Genomic DNA, 12,425 nt, shown 5'->3' on the forward strand with positions numbered 1-12,425 from the left:
ATGCTCTTTAAAAGCAATGGCAAATTTATAGATGATGTAACAGACAGTTTTAACAGGTTTGGTTTACAGACAAAACTGGCAGAAAAAGGGGTATCTAAAAACACTCAGAAATTTGAAATGTATGATTCTATACATGATTCTGGGTATGTTGCTGTAGCAGTTGATAAACCTTTTGGTAAAAATGCTGCAAAAGAATGGGATAACTTAATAGAGAAAGACCTTATTCCTACACTTATAAATGAAAATAATGCAAATACTAACCCTGCATCTGCCTTAATAGTGCCTTCAAACGATATAGATATGGTAGAACAGCTTTTAAAGCAAAAAGGGCTTTCACCTACTGTATATCAGCTTTTTCCGGGCTATGTAGTAGCAGGAATAAACAAAAAAGATACATCTAAAATAGTAAATGAATATCTGGAAAAACATAAAGAAAATAAAAAAGAAGAGAATGAAACAGCAGAAGAAAAGCAAACAGAAATGCCATCTGCTGATATAAAAGAAACAAAAAAAAAAGAATTGCCTGTTAAAGAAACAGATAAAAATAAAGATACTGCAAAACAAAAAGAAGATATGCTTGCAAATCTTTCTAATATGAAAGAAACTAATAGCAATAGTTCAGATATAAAGCAAAATAAAAACAATAAAGCAGCTGATACTAAAAAAGAAACACCATCACACAAACCATTATCTACTGCTAAAAAATTAGCAGCAGCTGCACTTTTAGGCACAACTTTAGGGCTTGCTGCAATAAGTGCACCTGATATTAAAGATAAAATAGATGACTATATGATGAGCCCTGAAGAAAAAACAGAAAGAAAAGTATTAGACAATGCAGCAAAAAAATACTTTGAAGATATAAAAAACGGGTTTCCAGAAGATAATGAACTTTTAAAAATAATAGCAGAGAATCCACAGCTGGCTCAAGAATATATTAATGAACTTGCAAATACTCCAGTGCAGACTTATGCTTTAAGAAACAAAGCAGCTGACCCAAATATTTTACGAGAAAAAGCATCATCTGATGATGAAGCAGTCCGTGCTGCTGTTGCAGAAAACCCAAATACTCCACCAGATGTTTTAGAACACCTTGCAAAAGATAAATCAAATAATGTGCTTAAAGCTCTTGCTAAAAATCCATCTGTTTCTAAAAATATGATGGAAGATTTAAGCAATTATTCAGGACTACACAGTGATATGCTTGAGAACCCCGCCATTACACCAGAAATTATGCGAAAAATATCCGCAGGTAAAAACAGGGACTGCGATTTTAATAAAAAATATATGTCAAATCCATGCTTATCTATTGAAGAAATACTTTATAATGTGAATAACCCAGATGAATGTGTCCGTATGGGGCTTGCTGCAAATCCAAAAACACCACCCAAAGCTATTGCAGCTTTATCTGAAGATAAAAATCCCCTTGTAAAAAATACTGCATATAAACACCCTAATATGCCACAGGAAAAATTAAATAAACTTTTCCCAGAAAGATGGGTGCCAGAACCTGATAATATTATAAAAGAAGCAGAAAGAATGGCAGCTCTTGAAAATCCTAACATTAGCTCAGAAATTAAAGAAAAAGCAATGTTAATGGCACCAGAAAAATATGCAAAAGCAATAGCATCAAATAAAAATGCAGGTGCTTCAATGATTAAAAACCTGAAAAATATGGCTCAGGGTAAAAAAGGACTGGAAAATTTAATCTATTCTGCAAATGATATAAAAAATAATCCTGAAAAAATAGCTGATATTAAAAACCAGATGGATAATAATAAAGAAAATGCAGATAAACCTGTTAGGAGAATGATAAACAAAGACTTTGTTAATAATGTTTATGACCCATATAAATTAATAGAAGATATGAGAAAAATGCCATCAAAAAAGGCAAAATATAATACAAAAAAAGATAATGCAGGCACACAGAATAATAATTCTGAAAAATTAGCAGGATATGAAAATATTGTGCCTGATGTTGATAAGACGCCAACAATATTAGATAAATTTGGCAATGCTCCAGAATATTTTTCTTCCATGCCGCTTCCACCATTAAATAAAGGGGATATTTCATATAACCCTGATGCAGAAAAAGCTGCACTGAAAACTGCTGATGATATTATTACTGACCTTATGAGTGATGTGCTTCCAGATATTGAAAAATCTATTAAAGCAAGTTCATATACTCCAAGAAATAATAAATCAGGAAATAATGGACTAAGCAATGCAAATGCCGCAAATAATGCAGCAGACAGTGTGCCATCCCTTGCTGATAAAGTAAATAATAAATCAAATATGGAAAATAAATACTTAACAGGCAGGCAGAATGATATGTATGAAAATGCCTGTAAAAAGATTGACGGATTACACAAGATGTTTTAATATAAGATATAATTTATGATACTGTTTTAAATAAGTCCATCTAGATACTTCGCCTTATCACTCTCAGTATGACATAATATTAGTAATTTTGTCATTTGAAAGCACTTTTTATGCCTGCTTTCATTTTGAGAATAGCGAAGAATTTAATGTGATAATAATATAGTTAAAATTACGGACTTATAAAACATTATAAATTTATGGAGCGACAGGGCAGCCTGAAATAAGTTATGAGTGAAAAAGATATTTATACAAAGCAGTCATTTATAAACCTGATTGCAAGAACAATGCGTTCTATGGAACTGAAAATATTAGTAAGCGGTATAGATTACAGCTCGCCGCTTCCTCATCTTGTGGCAGTTTATCCAGATATTGAAAAATATTACCTTATAGAACCTATAAGTATGGAATGTTTTAGTAAAGAAAGCCCAAGACTTTATAAACAGGATGAACATAAAGATGTAAGGCAGTATTGCTGCCGTCTTTTTAAAGATAACTATGCAAAAGCCTCAGCAGTCGCTTCCATACTATGTGATTTATCTGCAGGTGTTGAAATGTTTACATATAAACTTGTTGGCACTTATGAGCTTATATCTATGGCAAAATATGCCTGTCTTGCTGTGCCATGTAGTATGGAAAATACAACATGCGAAGCTCTTGATTATTTAAAACTGGAATACAGACCATTAAATGTGCTTGATAAGTTTACATTAATATTAATAGATAAAGTGCAGACTGAAAAACTGCCTGAAATTAAAAAGTTCATTAAATTTATTTTAAATAATAAGTAAATATACTTATCCAAAATTTTATATTGCAGTCATTTTCAGCTTGATTTTAAAGGCTAAAAATCTAAATTATATTATTACAGCAGTATATAATATTTTTAAAACTATCTAGCTTGTTAGATACTTCGCTATATTTCAAACTTAGTATTGACACCACTGTTTTCACACTATAAGTCATTTTGAGCCTGATTTTAAAGGCGAAAAATCTAGATTATATATATTGCAGCAGAGTGTAATATATTTAAAGTATCTAGTTGTTTAGATACTTCGCTTAAAAATCAAGCTCAGTATAACAAGGAAAGAAGCAGGGTGCTTCGTCTTTAGTGAGCAATAGCCGAATTTGCTTTGGCAAAGCGTAGTTTTTCAAATTCAAGGGGAGTGTTTTTTTCACTACACTTCGCTTGGGAGTATAGAAAACGGCTTGCCATTAATATGGGCAATACCCCGTTTTTGCGATGCAAGCATTTCCAGACCGAATAGGAAGGAAACAGAAATGCGTAGCTGGACTGAATTTGAAAATAAAGAATAAATTTGATAAGTTTCCATTACCTTTACTCTAGACTAACGGGTTTTTCCTGCATATAGTTTTCAAAATCAGCAGAATAATACTTTATTATTTCTTTATTTAAATACTCTGTGCCTTTTTCATGGAGTGTTTTATTATCCATAACCAAATGTATAAAATGCTGTCCTGCTGGAGATAACCATGTATCAACTGTAAAAATTTTACTGTCTAAACTATTAACTGCTTTTGCTGCTGACTGCCAAAGTATCCGTTTTTTAGCTTCAATATTATCAACAGCAGATATTTCTTTTTCGTGGACTAAATCACTTAAAGCCTGCCTTACTATACTATTTTTAAGCTGAGATTTTGCTGCAAGCAATGCTTCCTGCTCATTATTGCCACTGCCTACTGCATTATTTTTAGGAAGATTTTTCCTGTTAGCTACCCAGTTAGGAATTTTAGCCGCCATTAATTCTTCAATATCTTTTACTTTTGGTGCAGCTGGTGACGATATTTCACTCATCTCTTTTGCTGGTGTGATTTTATCATCTATCTTAACATCTGCCACCTGCCCCACTGCTTTTATTTCAGGAACGGTGAGAATGCCATCTTTAAAAGAAATCTGTGGACTTTTTACTTGTGCAGGCTCATTAACTTTTGGAGCAGGCACATTATATATTTCATCAACTTTATCTATCTGAACTTTTCCAATATCCATGCGTTCTGGGCTGTATACCCCTGCAACCATTGCAGCAATGGGAGCACATATTTTATCTCTGTTATATTCCTGCTTTTCCATAGTGGAGCCTGCAGCTGCAGCAATAAATGATGCTGAAATATTTGTGCCATAAACAGCATCAGGCGGATAAAAATTAACTACACCAAGACTATCCACCGCTATTGTGCCAATATGAATATTCTGCTTTAAATCATATATTTTTATAAAATTGAAACCGCTGAAAGCTGCAAAATTTGCACCATCGCTCTTTATTATACCACCATTTACCCCATCAAGAGCAATAACAGGACGCATAGCTGGATAATCATAAACAGTAAAACCAATATCTGTCATTACTTCCAGCCTGCTTGAAAAATTTTCTACAAAAACAGATATAATTTTACCATTTAATATTTTCTCCATAGCAAAATCATCTTTTGATATACTGTATAATCCAGTATTAGATGCTGCTAAAAATTTACCTGTTTTTTCATCAAATATCATAGATGTTACATGGTTTGAAAGAGTAATATTTTTTTGCAGTTTGCCTGAAAATGTCCATACAGAAAGCCTGCCGTTTTTTTCTACAACATATAAAAGATTTGATTCTATATCTGGATAAATTGCTGCAACACCGCCTGTAAATTCTTTTACATACTGTTTTACAAGCCCTTCTTTTTTAAACTGATAAAGACCAACTGTAATACCATCACTGGCTGCAACAAACTGCCCCATATCTGACTGAGATATAAGATATACACTTCTTAAAAAATCATCAAAAGACTGAACAAGCCTGCCATCCTGCATATTATATACATATAAACTGCTGCCCCCTGCAACTGCATAGGAAGAAATATATTCAGAAATTATCATCTGCCTTATGCTTTTATCTACAGAAAAACTCATTAGCTGCTGACAGTTTCGTAGATTAACCTGAATAATTTGTTTATTCTTATTTACATCTGCAAGAATATTTAGTGAAGCAGCAAGTGATAAAAATTCACCGCTTAATATTCGGCTTGCTGAAAATGAATTGCTGCATAATATTAAAAAAAGTATTGCACTACTTGTTATTTTTAATATATTTTTCAAAAACATTCTTAAAACCAGTAAATTCATGACCTGATGCGGTATCTGTATCAAACTCAATATATTCTTTTACACCTTTGTAAAAATAAGGTTTTGTTAAAGCATTATGATTTATAAGCGGGTCATCTGTTACCCATACAGAAATATTATCTTTATTATAATATTCATAAGCATATAAAGAAAGTTTCTGTGCAATAATAACAGTAGAAACTGGCACTTTCTCTGTAACTTTTGGCACAATAACCATTGGCATTAAAGCAGGGTTTAAAAGTATTGCTTTACAGCCTGCTTTTGTAGCAACATAAAGAGCAAATAAGCCGCCAAGAGAACTGCCTGCAATACATACTTCGTCATTACTATTTTTTATTTCATCTATCAATTTATCAAATAAATCAGATACTTCCTCTGCTGATACATTAAAATCTGGTGCGGATATATTTTCTGCTCCCAAAATTTCACGCATTGCTTCTGCTTTGCATGCACTTGGTGAGCTGCCATATCCATGAAAATAATAATATTTCATATAACACATCCTACTTTGCTAAAGTTTTTAATGTTTGATATAAAAGGCTGGCACCCTGCTCTATATCTTCTTTTAATATCTCTTCATTCTGGTGGTGGCTTACACCACTGTCATTTTTTACAAATATCATACCACACTCAGTAATTTCTGCCATATTCATTGTATCATGACCAGCACCACTGATTGTATGCATATAAGGAATATTTAACTCATGACATGATTTTTCTATAATATCAGAAACATAATTATTTAACATACAAGGTTTCTCTGAAGACATTAACTCTATTTCACATGATACCTTATATCTAAGAGCAATTTTTGAAGATTCTGCTCTTATTAAACCAAAAAATTCATCTATTGTTTTACTGTTTATACCCCTTATATCAATATACATAATTGCTGTGCCTGGCACTACATTCATAGCAGAAGGAAAAATATCAAGCTTTCCAACAGTTGCAATAGCATTTCTTTCATCATAAGCAAGTGATAAGTTACGAACAGCAAGCACAAGTTCACTGGCTATAACAAGAGCATCTTTCCTATACCGCATAGCAGTAGAGCCAGAATGAGCTGCTTCCCCATGAATAATCACTTTAACTCTTAATGGAGCAGCAATACCATCTACCACAGCTACAGGCTTATTTTCATATTTCATTTTTTCACTTTGGTCTATATGCAGCTCAACAAATGCTTTATACTTATCCTTTTCTACAACACTTTTATGAATATCATAAAAATTATAGCCTGCTTTTTTCATAGCTTCTACAAGGGTTATGCCATTATTATCAACACTTTGCTCCCACTGCACAAAATTATCCAGCTTTCCTGCCATAATTTTGCTTCCCATAGTAGCATGACCAAAACTGCTTGATTCTTCTGCCTGAAAAACAATTAATTCTAACGGATGGCATATTGGAATATTTTTTTCTTTTATTGTTTTAATAGATGCTAAACTTGAAACAACACCTAAAACACCATCATATTTACCACCGTTTGGAACAGTATCAATATGTGAACCTGTGCCGATTACCTGCCCCACTGCTCCAGCAGGCTTATATAATGCAAACATATTGCCAAAAGTATCTTCTCTATACTCTAATCCTATATCATCTATCAGCTTTTTAAGATAAGCTCTTGCCTGCATATCACTTTGTGAAAAAGCATGCCTTGTAATGCCATTTAATGTCATACCTATCTGGCTTATTTTATCTATTACATCTAAAATCCATACTGTATTCATCGGCTGCCACTTCCTTTTACTGCCAGCATATTTATTAAATGTGCCTGATTTGCTGCCCCAAAACCATTATCTATGTTTACTACACTCACTCCTGATGCACATGAGTTAAGCATACCAAGCAGTGCGGCAATGCCGCCAAGATTTGCCCCATATCCAACAGATGTAGGCACAGCTATAACAGGAATAGAAACAAGCCCTGCAATTACAGATGGCAAAGCTCCTTCCATACCTGCAACAGCAATAATACAGTTTGAGCTTCTAAGAATATCCATATTATCCATAAGCCTGTGAATACCTGCAACACCTACATCATAAAGCCTTATAACTTTACTTCCAAATGCTTCTAAAATAACTGCCGCTTCTTCAGCAACAGGAATATCTGATGTGCCACCAGTTGCAATACATACCTGCCCTTCAAGCCCTTTTTTTATATCATTATAGATAACGATTTTTGCTATTTCAATATATTCTGCTTCTGGCACAAGAGAAATAATGGCTTCTGCCATTTCTTTTGATGCACGGGTACATACTGCTGCATTACCATTTTCTTTAATTCTCTTAAATATAGCTGCTGCATGCTCACATGTTTTGCCAGCACCAAATATAACTTCTGGATAACCCTGCCTTTTCTGCCTGTCATGGTCAATTTTAGCAAAGCCTATATCTTCATAACCTTTATTATTCATACACTATAAATATATTTTATTACCAAAAAAGGCAATAAAATATTTAAAAAATATTTTACCTTATATTATTCTGATAAAACAGCATTGCATTATTTTTTTATATAATTTGTAACATATATATTATTAGTTAATATATAATGCTTTTCATTTGTATGTAAAATCTAAAAACGATTGCAACATTTTAAGCAGTTGTTTAAGTTCTCATAAAATATATCATTAGCCGATTTATAATTAAATAATTTTCTAGGATAATTATTCATCCAGTCTTGTATTTTTTTAATATAAGCAGCTGAAAAGTTTTTAATATCAGTTTTCTTTTTAATAAATTTCCTTATAAGTTTATTATTATTCTCATTACTTCCCCTCTCCCAAGAGCAATAAGGGTGAGCATAATAAATAGTTGTTCGTTTAGATACTTTATCATACACTGATTTTTCTAAACCTGCCATATCTAAAAATTCTACACCATTATCTACTGTTATGCTCTTAAATATTAAGCTGAATTTATCTTTATACTTTCTTTCTAACTTATCTAATGCTGCTATTATACTTTTCTGTGTTTTATTTCTTAATTTGATTATTATTTCAAACCGTGATACTCGTTCTGTAAGCACCAGTAAGGCTGATTTACTGCCTTGTTTGCCCACCACTGTATCCATCTCCCAATTGCCATATAGTCGCTCTTTCAGTTCAAATGGTCGTTCGTCTATACTTCTGCCGCGTGTATTATTATAGGCTGTTCGTGGATTACTTTTACATTGTTTAGTATATTTTCTATATTCTATACTTTCTAATAGTCCTAATGATATATAGTTATATATTGTTTGGGTACTTATTGTTGATATACACTGATGCCTTAACTCTCCAGATATAACATCTGGGGAATACTTCTCATCTAACTTACTCTGTATATAGTCTAATAAGCCATATTCAATGTTATATTGTAATTTCCTACCTGTTTTACTCATTAAACCTTGCCTTATATTTAGAGAATAGTATGCACTATATTCTTTCCTTACACTCAAGTCACTGTTGAGAAATTCCACTGTCCCTCGCTTTATTTCTCGGTATATCGTGCTTTTAGACCTGCATAATATCTACGCTATTTCCAACACACTAACTTTGGATTTCAACAGACCTTCTAATTTATAACACTCAAATGCATTTAAGTGTTTATTTTTACGATTTTTTGGTGTAGTATCCATTTGTGGTTGTTACCTCTCTTACTCTATTTTTTGGCTAAAAAATATTATTTTATTTAAAGAGTTTTAACAACCACTTTTTTATTTATTCACTTTTTCGCAATCGTTTTTAGATTTTACCTGCTTTTCATTTGTAATAATTTATAATTGATTATAATTAAAAAATAATATATAATAGTGCAAATAATATATATAATAAAAAAACGGGTTATAATGATATATTTAAATGAATTAGGTATAGAAAAAGGAAGCAGAGTTATAGTTGCAATGTCTGGAGGTGTAGACAGCTCTGTAACAGCATTAATGGCACAAGAAGCAGGGCTGACAACTATCGGTATAACTATGCAGATGTTTGATAATAAAAATGAATTTTGGCATGATGCAAAAAATATGGCAGAATTTTTAGGTATAGAATGGCATTTAGCAGATTATACAGAATATTTTATACCAGATGTTATAGGATATTTTATTAGAGAGTATAAAATGGGCAGAACACCAAACCCATGCTCTAAATGTAACAAAGTTGCAAAAACAAAATATCTTTTTGACCAGATGCAGAAACATAACTGCCAGTATATTTTAACAGGTCATTATGCAAAAACAAAACTTATCGGAGAGCAGTATTATATACAAAAGGCAGATTATGCTGAAAAAGACCAGTCATACTATCTTTCTATGATAGAGCCATTTCATATAAATCTGCTTAAATTTCCACTTGGAAAAATGAAAAAAACACAGACAAGGGAAATAGCTGCAAAATATAACCTGCCTGTTGCAGAAAAAAAAGATTCGCAGGAAGCATGTTTTTTAGAAGATAAAGATTACAGAGAATTTTTAAAGCCATATATAAAAAATGTCCGCAAAGGCAGTTTTATATTAAATGGTAAAGTAATTGGTGAAAATAAAGGAATATACAACTATACACCGGGACAAAGGCGTGGGCTTGAAATAAGCTATAAAGAGCCTTTATATGTTAAATCTATTGACAGTAAAACTGGTGATGTATACCTTGGTGTAAAAAAAGAAGTATTTTTTAAAGGTGTGGCTTTAAAAGACTGCCAGTTTTTTCCAGATACACCATATATGGGAAAATACACAGCAAAACTCAGATACAGAATGAAAGATGAAAATTGTCTCATTGAAAGACTGCCTGAAAATAAAGCCAATCTTCTTTTTGATAACTTCCAGTTTGCACCTGCTGCAGGGCAGACGGCTGCAATATATGATGGAGATATAATTATTGGAAGCGGCGTTATAGACTATACTTTTTAAATAAATGGGTGGGGGTAAATATAAATGGCTTCGTTTGATACTGTAAGTGAAGTAAATATGCAGGAACTTGACAATGCTGTAAATAACTTAAAAAAAGAGTTAAACACTAGATTTGATTTTAAAGGCTCTAATACAGAAGTAGAATTAAATAAAAAAGATAAGCTGATTAAAATAATTACTACTGATGATATGAAAATGAATATGCTTAGAGAGATGCTTATTTCTGCTGCTACAAAAAGAAGCGTAGATGCTAGATGCCTTGAATTTGGAGAAGTGGAAAAAGCAGGCGGCTCTATGCTTAGGCGTGAAGTGAAAATTAAAGAAGGTATTGATAAAGATACTGCCAAAAAAATTACAACAGCAGTTAAAGAAAGCAAACTAAAAGTGCAGGCTTCAATTATGGATGATAAAGTAAGAATACAAGGCAAAAAAATAGATGACCTGCAGGCTGTTATACAAATATTAAAATGTTTGGATTTACCACTGCCTTTACAATTTATAAATATGAAAAGTTAATGGATTAGTGTATGATTTTTTATTTTTCAGGCTCTGGGAATAGTTATTATGCAGCAAATGTTATTGCTGAAAAGCTTGATACTCCGCTTATTTCTATGGCGAAATGTTTGCAATCCAGCAAACTGGATTTTGATGCAAGACATGATAAATACTGCGGATTTGTTTTCCCTGTGCATTTTTGGGGTGTGCCATATCTGGTTACTGAATTTATTAAAAATATAAATATGAAATTAACAAGTGATACCTATGTATTTGCTGTTTATACCTGCGGTGGCGGTGCAGGAAACACTTCTAAAATGATTGAAAAATTATTAAAAAAATCTGGTATTACTCTATCAAGTGTTTTTTCTATTAAACAGATAGATATATTTGTCCCATTATTTAAAATACCACCTAAAGATAAACAGGAAGAAGTTATTTTAAAATCAAATATAGAGCTTGAAAATATAATAAAGCATATTCAAAACTTAGATAAAGGGGATTATGATGAGAATAAAGGCACTCTGCCTTTCCTTGCTACTTCCATTTTATATCCTTTTTATTCATATTATAGAAACACATATAAATTTAGAGTATCTGATTTATGCACAGCATGCAAAAAATGTGAAAGTATATGCCCATTAAAAATTATAGAAATTAAAGATAACAAGCCTATATGGAAACAGAAGAAATGCACTCTGTGTTTTGCCTGCATGCATATATGCCCAGCACAAGCTATAAACTATGGAAATGTGCTTTTCTTCTTTGACAGTAAAAATAAAGGCAGATATAGAAACCCCTATGCACCTAAAAGCTATTAGGATACTTACTCTTATAATATTTATAATAATTGCTTCCTGTTCAGAAGAAACTAATCAGGATAATCATCATAATATACAGGATAACACCACTAAAACTGAATATGATTTTATCTATAATGAGCCTTGTGTTTTATATTCTATTGTCGGATGTTATAATGCTGAAACTGTTAAAAAAAATATAATGAAAAATAATATTACTTTATATTTTGATAATGTGCGAAATGAAGAAGTATATTTATTAATACCAGAAAGTGATGAAAATAAAAAAGATGGTGTAAGCTTTATTATATCTAATGCAAAAACTAAATGCAGCCCACTTGCAAATTGCACCATAACTTTTAATATGCTTATAAAAGAACAAAGTCCACTTAATAGTAACTTTACAATCTATCTGCCTGTTGCACTTTTAAATCAGCAGGAAATGATTACTTTTATAAACATGAATTCAGAAGAAAAATATAAACCATTTGCTATGAAATATTTAACAAATAGAATATATATTAAGTTTAAAATTACAGGGACAGTGGATATATCCAAAAATTTTGTATATCAGTCATTTTGAGCCTGATTATTTACAGGCGAAAAATCTAAATTATAAATATTACAGCAGTGCATAATATATTTAAATTATATTTTTTCAGATACTTCTCCTTTAAGGCTCAGTATAACATAGTAGCAGGCTCAGGACGAGTTTTAGTAGCTGTAGATGA

The 12,425-nt window shown here is 31.9% G+C and carries 11 protein-coding genes; 6 read left to right on the plus strand and 5 right to left on the minus strand.

The genetic code is table 11. The features are described from left to right. Both N508_RS02825 and N508_RS02830 read left to right on the plus strand, forming a co-directional pair. A complete protein-coding gene (locus N508_RS02825; RefSeq protein ID WP_023274883.1) occupies positions 1 to 2,379 on the plus strand; it encodes a hypothetical protein in 2,379 nt (792 codons plus the stop codon). 227 nt (positions 2,380 to 2,606) lie between these two features. After that, positions 2,607 to 3,167: a hypothetical protein gene (locus tag N508_RS02830; protein WP_023274884.1), complete on the plus strand. Its 561-nt coding sequence runs from the start codon at positions 2,607 to 2,609 to the stop codon at positions 3,165 to 3,167. Positions 3,168 to 3,715: 548 nt separating this feature from the next. On the opposite strand, the gene N508_RS02835 is transcribed toward N508_RS02830, so the two are convergent. From N508_RS02835 to N508_RS02855, 5 genes are all read right to left on the minus strand, one after another. Beyond that, complete coding sequence (locus tag N508_RS02835) at positions 3,716 to 5,506, minus strand: WD40 repeat domain-containing protein (protein WP_023274885.1); 1,791 nt, start codon at positions 5,504 to 5,506, stop codon at positions 3,716 to 3,718. Then, complete coding sequence (locus N508_RS02840; protein WP_023274886.1) at positions 5,451 to 5,999, minus strand: YqiA/YcfP family alpha/beta fold hydrolase; 549 nt, start codon at positions 5,997 to 5,999, stop codon at positions 5,451 to 5,453. Before N508_RS02840 ends, N508_RS02835 begins: the two co-directional genes overlap by 56 nt. 10 nt (positions 6,000 to 6,009) lie before the next feature. Beyond that, positions 6,010 to 7,239 carry a M20 family metallo-hydrolase gene (locus N508_RS02845; protein WP_023274887.1) on the minus strand — a complete coding sequence of 410 codons (1,230 nt, stop codon included), beginning with the start codon at positions 7,237 to 7,239 and terminating at the stop codon, positions 6,010 to 6,012. Then, entirely contained in the window at positions 7,236 to 7,925 is a 690-nt protein-coding gene (gene larB / locus N508_RS02850; RefSeq protein WP_023274888.1) for a nickel pincer cofactor biosynthesis protein LarB, read from the minus strand. Before larB ends, N508_RS02845 begins: the two co-directional genes overlap by 4 nt. A gap of 161 nt (positions 7,926 to 8,086) precedes the next feature. Beyond that, positions 8,087 to 8,971, minus strand: coding sequence for an IS30 family transposase (locus tag N508_RS02855; RefSeq protein ID WP_179077821.1), 885 nt, complete (start codon positions 8,969 to 8,971; stop codon positions 8,087 to 8,089). A gap of 369 nt (positions 8,972 to 9,340) precedes the next feature. Between N508_RS02855 and mnmA the strand changes: the two genes are divergently transcribed. From mnmA to N508_RS02875, 4 genes are read left to right on the plus strand one after another with little or no spacing between them, the layout of a single operon-like run. Further along, positions 9,341 to 10,399: a tRNA 2-thiouridine(34) synthase MnmA gene (gene mnmA / locus N508_RS02860; RefSeq protein ID WP_023274892.1), complete on the plus strand. Its 1,059-nt coding sequence runs from the start codon at positions 9,341 to 9,343 to the stop codon at positions 10,397 to 10,399. A 24-nt stretch (positions 10,400 to 10,423) separates the two neighbouring features. Further along, the gene (locus tag N508_RS02865; protein ID WP_023274893.1) at positions 10,424 to 10,915 is read left to right on the plus strand and encodes a YajQ family cyclic di-GMP-binding protein; all 492 of its coding nucleotides are present in this window, start codon (positions 10,424 to 10,426) and stop codon (positions 10,913 to 10,915) included. Positions 10,916 to 10,926: 11 nt separating this feature from the next. Then, positions 10,927 to 11,715, plus strand: a complete 789-nt coding sequence (locus N508_RS02870) for an EFR1 family ferrodoxin (RefSeq protein WP_023274894.1) — start codon at positions 10,927 to 10,929, stop codon at positions 11,713 to 11,715. Next, the gene (locus N508_RS02875; RefSeq protein ID WP_023274895.1) at positions 11,696 to 12,277 is read left to right on the plus strand and encodes a hypothetical protein; all 582 of its coding nucleotides are present in this window, start codon (positions 11,696 to 11,698) and stop codon (positions 12,275 to 12,277) included. The genes N508_RS02870 and N508_RS02875 overlap by 20 nt, the downstream gene beginning before the upstream one ends. The last annotated feature ends 148 nt before the right edge of the window (positions 12,278 to 12,425 follow it).

This window comes from Mucispirillum schaedleri ASF457 (assembly GCF_000487995.2).
GTDB classification, from domain to species: Bacteria; Chrysiogenota; Deferribacteres; order Deferribacterales; family Mucispirillaceae; genus Mucispirillum; species Mucispirillum schaedleri.